Annotated in this window: 12 protein-coding genes and 1 riboswitch; of the genes, 7 read left to right on the forward strand and 5 right to left on the reverse strand. The window is 62.7% G+C overall.

The genetic code is table 11. The features are described from left to right. The first annotated feature begins 64 nt into the window (after window positions 1-64). Entirely contained in the window at window positions 65-1,273 is a 1,209-nt protein-coding gene (gene manD / locus EG799_RS04925; protein ID WP_123879072.1) for a D-mannonate dehydratase ManD, read from the forward strand. A 116-nt stretch (window positions 1,274-1,389) separates the two neighbouring features. On the opposite strand, the gene EG799_RS04930 is transcribed toward manD, so the two are convergent. Further along, the gene (locus EG799_RS04930; RefSeq protein WP_123879074.1) at window positions 1,390-2,112 is read right to left on the reverse strand and encodes a hypothetical protein; all 723 of its coding nucleotides are present in this window, start codon (window positions 2,110-2,112) and stop codon (window positions 1,390-1,392) included. Window positions 2,113-2,203: 91 nt separating this feature from the next. Here EG799_RS04930 and EG799_RS04935 point away from each other — a divergent pair, with 91 nt between their 5' ends. Then, window positions 2,204-3,322: a glycosyltransferase gene (locus EG799_RS04935; protein ID WP_123879076.1), complete on the forward strand. Its 1,119-nt coding sequence runs from the start codon at window positions 2,204-2,206 to the stop codon at window positions 3,320-3,322. On the opposite strand, the gene EG799_RS04940 is transcribed toward EG799_RS04935, so the two are convergent. Both EG799_RS04940 and EG799_RS04945 read right to left on the reverse strand, forming a co-directional pair. Further along, on the reverse strand, window positions 3,313-4,191 hold the full coding sequence (locus EG799_RS04940; protein ID WP_234029025.1) for a glycosyltransferase family 2 protein: 879 nt from the start codon (window positions 4,189-4,191) through the stop codon (window positions 3,313-3,315). The genes EG799_RS04935 and EG799_RS04940 overlap by 10 nt on opposite strands. After that, on the reverse strand, window positions 4,188-6,230 hold the full coding sequence (locus EG799_RS04945) for an HAD-IIB family hydrolase (protein ID WP_123879080.1): 2,043 nt from the start codon (window positions 6,228-6,230) through the stop codon (window positions 4,188-4,190). The genes EG799_RS04940 and EG799_RS04945 overlap by 4 nt, the downstream gene beginning before the upstream one ends. Window positions 6,231-6,310: 80 nt before the next feature. On the opposite strand from EG799_RS04945, the gene EG799_RS04950 reads away from it, so the two are divergent. Next, window positions 6,311-7,360, forward strand: a complete 1,050-nt coding sequence (locus EG799_RS04950) for a glycosyltransferase family 4 protein (protein WP_123879082.1) — start codon at window positions 6,311-6,313, stop codon at window positions 7,358-7,360. Here EG799_RS04950 and EG799_RS04955 read toward each other — a convergent pair. Both EG799_RS04955 and EG799_RS04960 read right to left on the reverse strand, forming a co-directional pair. After that, on the reverse strand, window positions 7,330-8,091 hold the full coding sequence (locus tag EG799_RS04955; protein WP_123879084.1) for a Crp/Fnr family transcriptional regulator: 762 nt from the start codon (window positions 8,089-8,091) through the stop codon (window positions 7,330-7,332). The genes EG799_RS04950 and EG799_RS04955 overlap by 31 nt on opposite strands. Window positions 8,092-8,182: 91 nt before the next feature. Continuing rightward, window positions 8,183-10,477 carry an FdhF/YdeP family oxidoreductase gene (locus tag EG799_RS04960; RefSeq protein WP_123879086.1) on the reverse strand — a complete coding sequence of 765 codons (2,295 nt, stop codon included), beginning with the start codon at window positions 10,475-10,477 and terminating at the stop codon, window positions 8,183-8,185. Window positions 10,478-10,655: 178 nt separating this feature from the next. Further along, window positions 10,656-10,758: riboswitch (glycine riboswitch) on the forward strand. A gap of 171 nt (window positions 10,759-10,929) precedes the next feature. Here EG799_RS04960 and gcvT point away from each other — a divergent pair. Genes gcvT through gcvPB form a run of 4 tightly spaced genes read left to right on the forward strand, consistent with a single transcriptional unit; the run spans window position 10,930 to window position 15,374 of the window. After that, a complete protein-coding gene (gene gcvT / locus EG799_RS04965) occupies window positions 10,930-12,066 on the forward strand; it encodes a glycine cleavage system aminomethyltransferase GcvT (protein ID WP_123879088.1) in 1,137 nt (378 codons plus the stop codon). A gap of 5 nt (window positions 12,067-12,071) precedes the next feature. Beyond that, window positions 12,072-12,446 (forward strand): glycine cleavage system protein GcvH, encoded by a 375-nt coding sequence (gene gcvH, locus EG799_RS04970; protein ID WP_123879090.1) that lies wholly within the window; start codon window positions 12,072-12,074, stop codon window positions 12,444-12,446. A 7-nt stretch (window positions 12,447-12,453) separates the two neighbouring features. After that, window positions 12,454-13,815, forward strand: a complete 1,362-nt coding sequence (gene gcvPA, locus EG799_RS04975; RefSeq protein WP_123879092.1) for an aminomethyl-transferring glycine dehydrogenase subunit GcvPA — start codon at window positions 12,454-12,456, stop codon at window positions 13,813-13,815. Beyond that, window positions 13,812-15,374 (forward strand): aminomethyl-transferring glycine dehydrogenase subunit GcvPB, encoded by a 1,563-nt coding sequence (gcvPB, locus tag EG799_RS04980; protein WP_123879094.1) that lies wholly within the window; start codon window positions 13,812-13,814, stop codon window positions 15,372-15,374. The genes gcvPA and gcvPB overlap by 4 nt, the downstream gene beginning before the upstream one ends. Window positions 15,375-15,390: the final 16 nt, after the last annotated feature.

Below are 15,390 nucleotides of genomic sequence, written 5' to 3' on the forward strand. Positions count from 1 at the left end.
TTGACAGGCCGATACGGGATGTCAAGAATTTGCCGGCCAGAGTGGTTTGTAGAGGTAACACCCTGTGAAAATTACCGGTGCGCGCGTCATCGTCTGTTCTCCGGGTCGCAATTTCACGACGCTGAAGATCGAGACCGACCAGGGCATTCACGGCATCGGCGACGCCACGCTGAACGGGCGGGAGTTGGCCGTGGTATCCTACCTGCAGGATCACGTAATCCCCTGCATCCTCGGCATGGACCCGCGCCGGATCGAGGATATCTGGCAATATCTGTATCGCGGTGCCTACTGGCGGGGCGGGCCGGTAACGATGCGCGCCATCGCTGCCGTCGACGTGGCGTTATGGGACATCAAGGCAAAGTTGGCCGGGATGCCCCTTTACGATCTCCTCGGTGGGAAAAGCCGGGAGCGGGTCATGGTCTATGGCCATGCCAACGGCTCCGACATCTCCGAGACGGTCGACGCCGTGGGGGCCTATATCGACATGGGTTATCGCGCGATCCGGGCGCAAACCGGCATACCCGGGGTCGAGGATGCGTACGGTGTAGGCCGGGGCAAGCTGCAATACGAACCGGCCGATACGCGCCTGCCAAGCGTGGGCGGGTGGGACACGCGCAAGGCGCTCAACACGGTGCCCCGTTTGTTCGAAAAGCTGCGCGATACCTATGGTTTCGAGCATCATCTGCTGCACGACGGCCACCACCGATACACGCCGCAGGAAGCCGCCAACCTCGGCCAGATGCTGGAACCTTACCAATTGTTCTGGCTGGAAGACGTAACACCGGCTGAAAATCCGCAAGGATTCGAACTCGTGCGCCAGCACACGACGACGCCGCTAGCCGTGGGCGAAATATTCAATACGATCTGGCAGGCCCGTGGCCTCATCGAGAGCCAGTCGATCGATTTCATTCGCGCAACGGTGGTCGGGGCGGGCGGCATAACCCACCTGCGACGGATCGCCGATCTGGCGGCGCTCTATCAGGTCCGCACCGGTTGTCATGGCGCCACGGACCTGTCCCCCGTGACGATGGGCGCGGCGCTTCACTTCGACAGCTGGGTTCCCAATTTCGGCATTCAGGAATACATGCGTCATTCGCAAGAAACCGACGCAGTCTTCCCTCACGATTACCGCTTCGAGGATGGTTACCTCATCTGCGGAAACACACCGGGGCACGGTGTCGACATCGACGAGGATCTGGCTGCGAAATATCCGTATGACCAGAAATGCCTTCCCGTAGCCCGGCTCGACGACGGCACGATGTGGAATTGGTAGCCCCGCGCATTTCGGCCTTCGATACGGTGGCCGCGTAGCAGGCCGTCAAATACCCAAACGTGCGAAACTACGTTGGGACGAGGTGTTACCGTTATCGTTCGCCGATCGGTTCAACACTACGCAACGGCCGGGAACAGACCGAACGCGCGTTCAAGTTCGGGATCGACATGGTTCAGCACGAAGTCGCGATCTTCCGGTTCGAGTTCGGGGTATCGCGACGGAATGAACGGTCGGTTGTTCTGCCCCTTGTAACTGGCCACTGGAGTGAATTGGGCGGGGGGCGATATACCCGCCGCCCTGGCGATGTCCGCCACGAGCCCCTTCTGATCGCCTACCACCCGGCTATGGGAAACCAGGAAAGAAGCACCCGCGCGCTGAGCCGCGCTGCGCCAGTTTTCCAGCTTCGCCCGTCGCTTGAGCAAGACATTGCCGAACCGCTCCCCCGTTTTCGGGCACAGTTCTTCCGCGATCGGTCTGCCGTGCAGGGGATGATCCGCGTCGATGCCCCAGAAATGCGTATCCCAGACGCTGTTCCATTCGGCGCGAATGAAGTCCGCAAAGGACATCGCTTTCAGATCGGGATGGGCATGCCACGGATTGCGGAACAAGCTTTGCAGCCAGTCGCTCGCTTCACGCGCGACAGCGATTACCATCACGTCTGCCGGAATGTCTGTGCAGTCAGGTACGAACCAGTGCTTGAAACCGAATTCCTCGGTGAACTGCAGTGACGGAAAATTCGCTTCTATCAAACTGATCAGGGCGTTTGTTCCGCTGCAACGCTGGCCATAGACCTGCACGCGTCTGATCGTCTCGGCTCTTTCGGTTCTGCGCTTTCTCATTCTGGCCGCGCCTAAGCACGATTTACGGAAAATCGATACAATCTATATTGCGTCGATGAAACGAACCGCTCCCTCTTTCGTCTCCCAGGGCATGACGACCCGATCCGGGCCGCGGCCCCTCGTATTCTTCGCGCACCATCAGGGGCGTGGCCATGCCAACCGCATCATGGCCATCGCTCAGCATATTCCGGAGAACCGCCCGTTAGTCGTGCTCACCGCAAAGCCGTCGCAGTTCGATGCAATTTCCAGAGATGCGAAGATCGTTAGGTTGCCCGACATGATCGGAGCACCTTCGCACAGTGCCGCGCTGCACGATCAGCCGACACCATCGGTCATGCATTGCGTCCCTCTCGGCGTGCCGGAAGTTCGCGAACATATGGGTATCATCGCCGAAACCTTGCGGCACGTCGACCCGGCGCTGTTCGTGATAGATGTATCCGCAGAGATCGCGCTGCTCGCCCGGATCATGAGCGTTCCCGCCATCACGATCCGGATGCATGGCGCGCGTAGCGATGCGGGTCATCTTGCGGGTTACGAAGCGTCCGTTGCAATGCTGGCCCCGTTCGACGAGGCGCTGGAGCAAAGCGACTATCCGGAGCGATTGCGCGCGCGCACTTTCTACACAGGCGGCTTGTGCACGACGAAGGATGCGATCGAAGCGAAGCAGAAGGCGCGCGAGCGTCTCGATCTGGACCCTGACCGGTCTGTAACCCTGGTCATTGCCGGCGGTGGCGGATCGGGAACGCCGTACGCTCCGCTGACAGTGGCAGCCAGGGCCGAACCCGATGCACTATGGCTTGTCGCCGGCCCCGTTCACCGCGAAGGACACGAGACCGATTTCGGCAATCTTCGTGAACTCGGCTGGATCGACAATCTGACTGCCTACCTGTGCGCTGCGGACCGGGTGGTGGCTTCGGCAGGAGACAATACCGTGCACGAAATAGCACGGGCGCGAAAACCGTTTCTGTGCATCCCGGAATGGCGCTATTTCGACGAGCAGCGAGCCAAGGCGCGGGAACTCGAACGACTGAGTGCGGCAGTAACCTGCGAAACCTGGCCAGCCTCGATTCCCGAATGGCAAGATGTCCTCGCCCGGACCGATGCGCTCGATACCGACAAGCTTGCTGCCCTGCACGACGAGGGGGCGGCTCGAAACGCCGCTCGTTGGCTGGAGGCTCAGGCCAATCGGCTGTGGGCCGATCAGCTGTAGAGAACGTCCGCCCCCTGCTTGGTAGCGGCAATCTCGTCCGGGTTCGGGGCGCGCAATACTGTCAGTTCGTCCGCATCGAAGCGGACCAGGCCGCGCCGGGCGAAATCGTCGATCCAGTACTGCATGCACCATTCGCCCCACCGTTCGCGAAAGAGGCGGGCATTGCGAATTATCGAGCTGAAATGTTGCAGGGGCGGTTTGTGGACGCGGTGATGCTGGTGGAAACAGACCGTCCCTCCGACCCAGTGCAGACGGGCATCGCTTGCCCGCAATCGCCTGCCGAAGTCGGTTTCTTCCGCACCGTAACCGATGTAGGCCTCGTCCATCCCGCCAGCGTCGCTCCAGGTCGAGGCCGAGAGGATGAAGGCAAGCCCCCAAAGCTCGCCGAAATCGTCAATTGGCAGCGTATCCGCATGCGCTATGGCGGGCTTCGCCGGATGTCGCCGGGCTGATGCGAGCAACCGATGATAATCGGGCAAGCCGTCCCCCTCCAACCAGCCCGCCTCGCAGCCAGGCAGGTAGCGCACCTCGGGAAGAAAGACGCCGTTCGCGTCCATCCACGCCACGTCCTCCGCGCGGCGCACGAACCGCTGGTCTGGGATGCAGTCGACGTCGAGAAACGCCAGGATGTCGCCCCGCGCCCCGGCAGCGGCAGCGTTGCGGGCCCGCGCCAGCGGCATCGTCTCTCCCGGAACCTGCACGGTCCTAACCGGAAAGGGAAGATCTTCGCGTACCGCAGGCGGGTGATCCTGCATGTAGGCAACAACCAGCTCCAGCGGTAGTTGATCCTGCGCTGCGAGCCCCGCCAGAAGATGATCGAAATGCCGCTGCCGCCCCCGGATCAGGGTCAGGACGGATACCGCGCTCACCAACTTCCCTGCGCTCGAAAGTGCTTGACCCCCTCGAGCACGCCTGCGGCGTGGCTGGCCGACGCGATATAGGCGTGGGAAAGGGCAGGATCGTCGGCCAGGCCATCGCTCCAGTTACCGACGACGATCGGATGCGGGCAGGACCGCAACATGGCCCGGTCGTTACCGCTGTCGCCGGCGACGACGACCCGCGACAGGAGCAGACCAAGACGTTCGGCGACATGCATCACCGCCGCATCCTTGCCGACGCCGCCGGGAAGCACGTCGAGATAGCGGGAGTGGCTGGCGATGACTTCCACTGGCAGATCGGCGTCCCGAAAGGCACGCCGAACGTCTGCCTCGTCATGGTCATCGAGAAAGAAGCTGGTCTTTCCGGTCTTCTGTTCGAGAAGCGATTGCGGGCGAAGGCCGATCGTCTGCGCGATTTGGGCGATCCTGGCCGGATTCCAGTCCTTCGCCATGCGCTGCGCCCAATCTGCATCCTCGATGTAGCGACGCGTTGCGCGATCGTACCAGTGAATTTGCGTACCCACACCGGAGACGATAACGTCGGGCGTCGGCACGCCTTCGGCTGCCAGTATCGCCTGGGCGCTGTTGAAACTTCGTCCGGTCGCGATCCCGAGGGCCATCTTCCCCGCCTGTTCGCTTTGCCAGTCGAGGAAATCGCGCAACGCTTCGCGGTCCCCCAGCAGGGTGTTGTCGATGTCGCATACCAGCAGTCGCTTCCAGCGCGGTGTGGCGGTCGGGATCGCTGTCAGATCGCCTATAAGACGATGATAGATCTCGGCATGGCCGGCCCAGTCATACGCCGCAACCGCGCCCGCCCCTGCATTCGAGAAGCGTAGCCACTGCCGACGATCCTTGATGATGCTCTTGCAGGCATGCGCGATGGCATTGCTGTCTGTGGGCGGAACGAGCAGTCCATTGCGACACCGCTCGATGATGTCGTTCGGCCCCCCGCTGTCGGTGGCAACGACCGGCAGCCGCGCTGCCGCTGCTTCCAGCAGGGTAAGTCCGAAAGGTTCGTTGAGCGCGGGGTTGACGAAGACCCCGCCGCTTTCGCGCGCGAGCGCATAATAGGCCGGAATGTCGTCCGGTTCGTGTCGTTTGGGATAGGCGACGCGGCCGTAGAGGTCGTGCTTCTCGACCGCCAGTATCAATTCCTCGAGAACCTCGCGGCACTCTACCTCCAGATCGGTCAGAAGACCGCGGCATCCGGCAACAAGGACGAGATTGGCGGCGTTCTGAAGGGCCTTGTCGCCGGCATACGCATCGACCAGGGCGAGAAGGTTCTTCTTTCGCACCGGTCTGGCGATGGCAAGGAGGATCGGCTTGTCGGGATCGGTGAGAAAGCGTCCTACATCCTTGCGCACTTTCGCCGTCGGCTTAGCGGCCTGGTAGGAAGAGAGTTCGCAACCGGGAGGAATGACCCTGATCCGTCCGACCTCGGCATTCGCATAATGAGCGTATTGCGCTTCCGCCTCATCCCTAGAACTGGCGATTATTGCGTCCGCGCTTTCCAGCACACGCTCTTCGATGGCTATTCGCTCGTCGAGAATCGCATCGCCGCCGCCATTCGCCGCCTTCTTGACCGCGCCCAGCGAATGAGCGGTGAAAATCATCGGGATATCGTATCGCTCCTTCGCCGCCGCGCCCAGGATCCCCGCATCCGCGTAGTGGCAATGAATGACGTCCGGCAACCGGGGCAGATCAGCGAGATAGGCGAGAAAGGCATCGCATAAGGCAGCGTGGCGGGATGCCAGTTCTTCCTTCGGGAGATAGGTCGGATCGCCGTCGTCGAGCCGTACGAGGTTGATCTTTCCGTCTCGTTCGCTGCATCCGGGAGCGAAACGATCTCCGGTCATCTCGTCCACGAAACCGCGCGTCACCAGATCGACCCGCATTATTGCCTCGTCTTCCGCATTGGCCTGCGCGAGTTCCAGAAGGTATTTGATATGTCCGCCCGTATCCGCGGTCAGTCCGTATGGCACGTTGCGCAAAGTCAGGCATCCCTGCAAAGCGACATGGCAGATGAACATGAATGGCTTCCCTTCTACGGGATGACGATTCATTTCCGCTCTCGCCGTTCCTGAATAATTGGACGATCTTTGTTATAAACATGCATATAGGTCACGTTGCGCCCGTTATTTATCCCGTTCCGCCTCGCCATTACGGCGGGACCGAAAGGGTCATTGCCGACCTTGCCCGGGAGCAGGTTGCAGCAGGACACGAGGTTACGCTGTTCGCCGCTGCGGACAGCAGTCTGGACCAGGTTCATCGGGTGGGAGACTATCATTCGATCGCCTGGCATCGGCGGCAGGCTGAAGGAGACTTGCCCCCGGGCCTTCCGGCAGAACTGGAAGCGCAGCAGCTGCGCGACCTGCTGAAGCGGGCCGGGTCGTGCGACGTGCTGCATGTTCACGGCAGCGCCCACGCAAGTGCGGTGGCCGCATCGCTCGGTCTGCCGGCCTTTCGCACTATTCACTGGCGCGCCGACGAAGCCGACCACCGCGAACACTTCGCAGGCTTTCCGCAAGAACGCGTGATCGCAATTTCAAACGCGCAAGCGAGCGATGTCCCTCCCTCCAGCCTGGCCGGAGTCGTTCATCACGGCATCCCGGTCGATCGCCTGTCGTTCGGATCGGGCAGCGGCGGCTATCTGGCTTTTCTCGGGCGGATGACAGACCAGAAGCGGCCCGACCGGGCCATCAGCCTTGCCCAGGCGACCGGCCTCGATCTGAAGCTCGCCGGTCCGGTCGATCCCGGCAATCCCGGGTATTTCGCGCGGGTCGTAGAGCCAGAACTCGACCATTCGATCACGCACATCGGCCTGGTCGACGAGCGGGGCAAGCAGACCCTGCTGGGCGGTGCGCTGGCGCTGGTTTTTCCGATCGACTGGCCCGAACCTTTCGGTCTGGTCATGATCGAGGCGATGGCCTGTGGTACGCCCGTCATCGCCTGGCGGCGCGGTAGCGCCGCGGAAATTGTGGATAACGGTCTGACGGGCTTCGTGGTTGATAGCATGGCGGAGGCGCTTGAAAGGATGAACGACATCCGATTGCTCGACCGCAAGGCGATCAGGGCGACATTCGAACGTCGTTTCGGCGCGGATCGCATGGCGCGGGAGACACTTGCCCTCTATCGGCGGGCGTTAACTGGGGCGTCGTAGAGACCATCGAGCGCGAGATCCCCCTCGCCGTACAGGTAGCTTCCATCGAACTGAGCGAGACGGCGCAGGCCGTCTTCGTCCAGTACGGTCACCCGGCCATCTCCGTGCGTTTCGAGAATGCCGCGATCGCGTAGGTTCTTGAAGCTGCGATTGGCATGGACCGGCGTGATACCGCAGGCTTCGGCATAGTCGCGCTGAAGAAGAAGCATAGGCAAGTTTTGGCCATCGTAGAGATTTACGAAACGCAGGCGCGTGATGATCTCGCAGATCAGATGGGCAATACGCCCTTCCGCATTCAGGCGCCCGATGCGGAAGATCCATTCGCGGTGCATGGCCGCGTCAAGAAGCGTGGAGAACCACATCGCGCGGGCAAGGTGTGGCCATCGATCGAGAAGTTCGGCGATGCGTTTGTGCGGCACCTGCGCCAATTTTACGGGACCGAGCGATTCGACATGGTGATCGAGGCGCTTCATGGCGAAGCCGTGCAGATCGACGAAGTCACCAGCGATGTTGAGGCCGACGAGTTGCCGGTTGCCCTTGTTGTCCTGGAGATGCCGCAGCATCGTGCCTTCGATGATGTAGTACGAATTCTCCAGCCGGTCGCCGCGCGTCACCAGTGTCTTTCTCGGACCGAGATCGAGCGTCTGGGAGACGGCATCGGACAGCGCGCCCTTTTCGGCATCGGTCAGATCGTGGCGCAGGCGTCCTTTCAGGAACAATTCGGTCTTCACGTCTCAGCTTCTCCCGCGCTGTTCGCTCTAGCCCGGTAGTTTCGCCCGCACCTCTTGTCAAAAGCGGCGCGGGGGGTGTTGTCATCGCCGGTCAGCCACGCTCGATCCGGACCGGAATGCCCTTGCTCGCTGGCGTCTGCGACAACTCCTCGTGATACCAGAGGGGGACCAGGGGATTGAGTTCGGGAAAATACCCCGCCAGCGTTCCGCCCGGCAGGTCGTAGGGGACGATCTTCAATCCGGTGACCGCCCGGCGCATGTCGCCCTCACGTCCGTCATTATCGGTTGCCAGCGTCACCTGATCGCCCTCGATCAGATCGTTCGCGCGCATGTCCTCCGGGCTCATCAGCACGATCATGCGACTGCCCGAAAGACCCCGCAGGCGATCTGAATGACCGTAGATCGTGGTATTGAACTGATCGTTCGATCGCAGGGTGACGAGATGAAAGCGTCCGTCCGCATCGCCTATGCCGCAAGCATTGAGGACGGTCGGATCGGTGAATTCGGCCTTGCCGCTGTCGGTTTTCCAGTTCCGCTCGTGCGCCGGATTGCCTCGCCAGAAGCCGCCCGGCTCGTTCATCCGGGCGTTCATGTCGTGAAATTCCTCCGGATAGGTTGCGGCGATCAGATCGCGGATGCGCGAATAGTCGGCTGTCCAGCCGTCCCAGTCGAGCTTGGGATTGCTGCCGTCGAGCGTCGCCTTGGCGAGGCCGCAGACGATCGCCGTCTCGCTTTTCAGATGAGGGCTGGCGGGCCTGCGCGAGGACCGGCTGCCGTAGATGTGGCTGAAGGAATCCTCGATGCTTACCCATTGCTTGCCGCTGGCCTGTTCATCCTCCTCCGCCCGGACGAGGCAGGGCAGGATCCAGCTCGTCTTCCCGGGCAGGCAGTGCGTGGTGTTGAGGCGGGTCGCGACATGAACGGTGATGTCCAGGTCTCGCCACTTCTCGTGCACGCGCGCATGATCGGGAACAGCGTTCGCGAGGTTGCCGCCCAGACCGACAAACCCTTTCTGCGAACCGTCAAGCACGCCTTCGACAAAATGGACCGTATTGTGACCGTCCTCCTGCGGCGTTTCGAGATCGAGCAGTTCGCGATATTTCTCGACCGGCGCCAGCTTCACCTTTTCCGTGATACCGACGGTGCGCTGGCCCTGGACGTTGGAATGACCGCGAATGGGCGAACATCCTGCCCCCTTGCGCCCGATATTGCCGCCCAGCAGCAGCAGGTTGACCAGCATCCCTATCGATTGTGACCCGTGCACGTGCTGGGTCAAGCCCATGCCGTAAATGCCCATCACGTTGCTCGAGGTGGCGTAGACGTCGCCCGCCTGTTCCATCTGGAACCTTGAGAGGCCGCTCGCTGTCTCGAGTTCGCCCCAGCTGGTGTCGGTAAGCGTTTTCAGGAACGCACCGATACCGTTGGTGTGCTGCTCTATGAACTTGAGGTCCAGCACGCGCTGCCGACCGAGGCGCTGGGCTTCGGCGTCGCGTTCCAGCACCCGCTTGCAAACCCCCATGAGGGCGGCGATGTCTCCGCCCGGCCTTACCTGGCAATACAGGTGGTCGATCCGGGTCGGCTTGCCGACGGTCATCTGCACCGGGTCTTGCGGACTGACGAATTCGCGAAGGCCTTTTTCGCGCAGGGGGTTGAACACGACAATACGGCAGCCGCGCTCCACGACCTCTTGCAACGTGCTCAGGATGCGCGGACTGTTGGTGCCCGGATTCTGACCCAGATAGAAGATCGCATCGACGTGGTCGAAATCCTCCATCTGGCATGTGCCCACGGATGACCCCGTGACCTTCTTCAGTCCGACCGACGTCGTCTCGTGGCACATGTTGGAACTGTCGGGGAGGTTGTTGTGACCGTATGCGCGTGCGAACACGGCATAGAGGTAGGATGGCTCGAGCGCCGCCTTCCCGCTGGCGTAGAAAGTGACCGATTTGGGATCGAGCTCGCGCAGCTTCGCGCCGATAGCGCTGAACGCCTCGTCCCAGCTGGTGCGTTCGTACTTGTCGGTATCGGGATTGTAACGCAGCGGTTCGGTCAGTCTCCCGGCCTTTTCGAGACGGTAGTCGCCCCATTCGCGCAGTTCGGTCACGGTTCGGGTTTCGAAGAACTCCGGCTCGCAGCGCGAGGTCGTGAGATCCCAGAAGGTGGCCTTCGCGCCATTCTCGCAAAATTCGAAGGCGTGCGGGTCTTCAGGTTTGGTCCATGCGCAGGAGGAACACATGTAACCGCCGGGCTTGTTCTGTTCCTTGAGGGTCAAGGTAGCGCCGGGGCCGGCTCTCGCGCTCAATTCGATCCGGGTCATGCCGCGCAGCGAACCCCAGCCGCCGGTAGGGCCGTCATATCCCTTCGGCTCGCGTCCGTCCTCTGCCATCCTTCGATCCTTTCATGACACCATCGAACCCGAACCCGAGCCCACTCTACGAGTGTAACGGGATTTTCGGCCCGGTGTCGATTATCGAAAGCGAAAGCCGCGTGCATTGGCGATTGACCGGTGGCGTAGATTACGCGAAACCGGCGCCATGTCTGTCGAACGATGTCCGCACCGTTCGGCCAGGCGCGCGGGAGAGTCCGGCAGCCCCCTTCGAAGGGTGACGGACGCCGAAGGAGCAACCGCCCCGGAAACTCTCAGGCCAAAAGGACCGCGCACTTGGTCAGGCACTCTGGAAAGCGTGCGTTCGCAAGTGTTTGCGGGCCACCACCGAAGGGGTAAGCGTTGTCCGGGACGGGCGGCGTCAAGTCTCTCAGGTTTCCCGACAGAGGGGGCATGGCACAAGGCATCCGCACGGCGCGGGGGCATTGCCAGGCCGATTCGGGGATTCGCGAATGAGTGACGAGAACGAAGAGCAGCCGCCGATCCAAACCCTGCCGCTCGACGCCTGGCATCGCCGGCACGGCGCACGCATGGTCGAATTCGCCGGCTATCGCATGCCCATCCAGTACACCGGCGAACACGGCGGGATCGTCGCCGAGCACGACTGGACGCGCAACGCGGCGAGCCTGTTCGACGTCAGCCATATGGGCCAGCTTTCGATCAGCGGAGCAAACGCCGCAACGGAACTGGAGAAGCTGCTGCCCGGAGCGATCGCCTCGCTGAAAGAAGGGCGGATGCGCTACTCGCTGCTGCTGGACGAGGATGGTGGCATTCTCGACGATCTCATCGTGACCAATACCGGCCCGAACCTGGCCATGGTGGTGAACGGCGCATGCAAGTGGGACGATATCGCCCATCTGCGCGAGCATCTGCCCGATTCCATCACCCTGACCCATTACGACGATCAGGCGCTGCTCGCATTGCAGGGGCCCAAAGCAGCCGAGGTTCTCGGCAGCATCATTCCGGGCGTGGCCGATCTCTCGTTCATGACCGGCGGTTCCTTCGAATTCGATGGAACCCCGATCTGGGTCGCGCGCGCCGGCTATACCGGAGAGGACGGGTTCGAGATTTCGATTCACGAGAGCGGTGTTTCGGCGCTTGCCGATGCTCTCGTGGCGGACGAGCGGGTGCATCCCGCCGGGCTTGGTGCCCGCGACAGCCTGCGGCTCGAGGCCGGGCTACCTCTCTACGGTCACGATCTCACGACCGACACCAACCCGGTCAACGCCGGCCTCGGCTTCGCGCTCAGCAAGAAACGCCGCGAGGAAGGCGGCTATCTTGGCCACGCGGCCTGCATCGCCAGGCTGGAGGACGGCGGCTGCGCCGACACGCGCGTCGGGTTGGTGCTCGAAGGTCGCCAGCCCGCGCGAGAGGGGGCGAAGATCTACTCTGGCGACAAACTGGTCGGCAAGGTCACGAGTGGCGGTCATTCGCCCACGCTCGGCCATCCGGTCGCGATGGGGTATGTCGACACCCGCCATGCGCCCGACGGTACGCAGCTGACCATCGACGTTCGCGGCAAGCGGCTGCCGACGCGCGTCGTGCCGCTGCCCTTCGTCCCGCACAAATATCACCGCAAAGGAGCCTGACGCCTATGTCCCGCTACTTCACCGAAGAACATGAATGGATCGACGTCGAAGGCGATACCGCGACTATCGGCATCACCGACTACGCCCAGGAACAACTGGGCGACGTGGTGTTCGTGGAGGTTCCCGACGAGGGCACCGAAGTCGCCAAGGGCAAGGAAGCGGCCGTGGTGGAAAGCGTCAAGGCGGCGAGCGATGTCTATGCCCCCATCGGTGGCACGGTGACCGAAGGCAATTCCGCGCTGGAAGACGATCCGGCGCTCGTCAATTCCAGCCCCGAGGAAGATGGCTGGTTCTTCCGGCTGACCATCGCCGACCGCTCCGAGCTCGAGGGGCTCATGGACGAAAAAGCCTACAAGGCCTTCGTCGATACATTGGACTGATTGCCCCATGCGCTATCTCCCCCATACCGACATCGATCGCGCTGCCATGCTCGATACGATCGGCGCGGACAGCGTCGACGCGTTGTTCTCGGATGTGCCTTCGGATCTCTATCTCGACGGTCCGGTCGAGGGGCTGCCCCTCCATGCCAGCGAGATGGCGGTGGAAAGGCACATGCGCCGGTTGTCGAAGAAGAACCTGGCAGCCGCCGACACCCCGTTCTTCCTGGGGGCGGGTGCCTATCGCCATCATGTTCCCGCAACGGTCGACCACATCATCCAGCGCGGCGAATTCCTGACTGCCTACACGCCCTACCAGCCGGAAATCGCCCAGGGCACCTTGCAGATGCTGTTCGAGTTTCAGACCCAGGTGGCGCGCCTCTATGGCTGTGCGATCGCCAACGCTTCCATGTACGACGGCTCGACCGCCTGCTGGGAAGCGATGGTAATGGCGGAACGCATTACCAAGCGCACCCGCGTGGTCTGCGCCGCCGGACTGCATCCGCACTACGTTTCCGTCGCGACGACGCTGGCGCGTTTCACTCGCGCGAGCGTCGATACTGCCGTCCCCGTGCTGGAGGCCGGTGCCGGGGAAGACGCGATCATCGATCGGATCGATGAGGAAACGTCATGTGTCGTGGTGCAGTATCCCGACATCCTCGGTCGCATCCCCGACCTACAGCGCATCGCCGATGCCGCGCACGACAAGGGCGCGCTGCTGATTGCGGTCAATACCGAACCCGTGGCACTGGGCGCGCTGGAGGCTCCCGGCGATCTGGGTGCGGACATCGTGGTGGGCGAAGGCCAGGCAATCGGCGTCGGCCTTCAGTTCGGCGGCCCGTATCTCGGCCTCTTTGCCATCGCCAACCCCAGGCATGTGCGCCAGATGCCCGGCCGGTTGTGCGGCGAAACCATCGACGCCGACGGGAAGCGCGGCTTCGTCCTGACGCTTTCGACGCGCGAGCAGCATATCCGGCGGGAGAAGGCAACCAGCAACATCTGCACCAATTCCGGCCTGTGTGCGCTGGCCTTTTCGGTCCACATGACCTTGCTGGGCGATGCCGGACTGAGCCGCCTCGCCGCCGTCAATCACGCGCTGGCCTGCAAGGCGGCGGACCGGCTGGGAAGGGTTCCCGGCCTGAAGGTATTGAACGACACGTTTTTCAACGAATTCACCGTGACCTTCGACCGCGACGCGCGGCAGCTGGTGCGCGATCTGGCGGACAAGGGCATCCTTGCGGGCATTTCGCTCGGCCGCCTGTTCCCCGATGAAGCCTCTCTTTCGGGCGGGTTGCTCGTCACGGTAACGGAAACGTCCACCGAAGAGGACATCGAGGCGCTCGCCAACGCGCTTCAGGAGGCGCTGTCATGAACATCAACCAGTCCGGATGGAGGCCCGGCACGCCCGTCGCAGCCGACGAAGCGATCGCCTACCCGACCGCTACCGGCAACCGGGCCCTCATGCTGGAAGAGCCGTTGATCTTCGAGATCGGCACCGACCAGACCTCCGGCGTCGACCTGCCAGAACCCGACGCCGATGCGCCCAACCGCCTCGGCTCGTTCGCGCGTACGAAGCCGACCGGCCTGCCCGGCCTGTCCGAACCCGAAACCGTTCGTCACTACACCCGGCTCAGCCGGCAGAACTACGCCATCGATCTCGGCCTGTTTCCGCTCGGCAGCTGCACCATGAAGCATAATCCGCGGCTGAACGAGAAGGTCGCGCGAATGCCCGGTTTCGCCGATGTTCATCCGTTGCAGCCAACCGACACGGTTCAGGGCGCGCTGGAAGTGATCGACCAGCTTTCGCACTGGCTGATCGCGCTGACCGGGATGAGCGCCGTTGCCATGAGCCCCAAGGCAGGCGCCCATGGCGAGTTATGCGGCATCCTGTGTATCCGGGCCGCGCTGGAAGCGCGCGGCGATCCGCGCAGCGTGGTGCTCGTTCCCGAAAGCGCGCACGGCACGAATCCCGCAACCGCCGCTTTTGCCGGTTACGAGGTAGAGGGTATTCCCGCCGACAGTGACGGGCGCGTCGATCTCGCCGCGCTCAAGAACCGGTTGGGACCGGACGTTGCCGGTGTCATGATTACCAATCCCAACACCTGCGGTCTGTTCGAACGCGACATGAAGACCATCTCGGAAGCGGTCCACGCGGCGGGGGGCCTGGTCTATTGCGACGGGGCGAACTTCAACGCGATAATGGGCCGGGTGCGGCCGGGCGACCTCGGCATCGATGCGATGCACATCAACCTGCACAAGACCTTCTCCACGCCGCATGGCGGCGGCGGGCCCGGCTCGGGGCCGGTGGTGCTATCGGAGGCGCTTGCACCCTTCGCCCCGCTTCCCTTCGTCACGAAGCATGCCGACGGTTCGATGCACCTGGTCGAGGAAGAGAACGCGGGGGCGGAATTTCCCGACAGTTTCGGCCGCATGACCGCCTTTCACGGGCAGATGGGCATGTTCACCCGGGCGCTGACCTACATCCTCAGCCACGGGGCGGACGGACTGCGCCAGGCCTCTGGCGACGCGGTTCTGAATGCCAACTACGTCCTGCGATCACTCGATGACGTGCTGGATGCACCCTTCGGCGCGGCGGGACCGTGCATGCACGAGGCGCTGTTCGGCGACGATGGCTTTGCCGACGGTCTTTCGACACTGGATTTCTCCAAGGGACTGATCGACGAGGGCTTCCATCCGATGACCATGTATTTCCCGTTGGTCGTCCACGGCGCGATGCTGGTCGAGCCGACCGAGACCGAAAGCAAGGGTGCGCTCGATCAGTTCGTGATGGCCATGCGCTCGCTCGCCCGGCGGGCGCGGGATGGGGACGAGACGCTGAAGACCGCCCCTCACCACGCTCCGCGTGCCCGACTTGACGAGGCCCTGGCAGCTCGAAAGCCGACGCTGACATGGAGCGAACCCGGCGGCTGAAAACAGTGGCGCGTTA

The sequence above is a fragment of the Aurantiacibacter spongiae genome (assembly GCF_003815535.1).
Classification (GTDB): Bacteria; Pseudomonadota; Alphaproteobacteria; order Sphingomonadales; family Sphingomonadaceae; genus Alteraurantiacibacter; species Alteraurantiacibacter spongiae.

Bases quoted from the DNA above. Each gene is read 5' to 3' on its own strand.
- gcvT (WP_123879088.1), top strand. From the start codon at position 10,930: ATGAGTGACGAGAACGAAGAGCAGCCGCCGATCCAAACCCTGCCGCTC.
- EG799_RS04960 (WP_123879086.1), bottom strand. From the start codon at position 10,477: ATGGCAGAGGACGGACGCGAGCCGAAGGGATATGACGGCCCTACCGGC.
- gcvPB (WP_123879094.1), top strand. From the start codon at position 13,812: ATGAACATCAACCAGTCCGGATGGAGGCCCGGCACGCCCGTCGCAGCC.
- gcvH (WP_123879090.1), top strand. From the start codon at position 12,072: ATGTCCCGCTACTTCACCGAAGAACATGAATGGATCGACGTCGAAGGC.
- gcvPA (WP_123879092.1), top strand. From the start codon at position 12,454: ATGCGCTATCTCCCCCATACCGACATCGATCGCGCTGCCATGCTCGAT.
- EG799_RS04935 (WP_123879076.1), top strand. From the start codon at position 2,204: ATGACGACCCGATCCGGGCCGCGGCCCCTCGTATTCTTCGCGCACCAT.
- EG799_RS04930 (WP_123879074.1), bottom strand. From the start codon at position 2,112: ATGAGAAAGCGCAGAACCGAAAGAGCCGAGACGATCAGACGCGTGCAG.
- EG799_RS04945 (WP_123879080.1), bottom strand. From the start codon at position 6,230: ATGTTCATCTGCCATGTCGCTTTGCAGGGATGCCTGACTTTGCGCAAC.
- EG799_RS04950 (WP_123879082.1), top strand. From the start codon at position 6,311: ATGCATATAGGTCACGTTGCGCCCGTTATTTATCCCGTTCCGCCTCGC.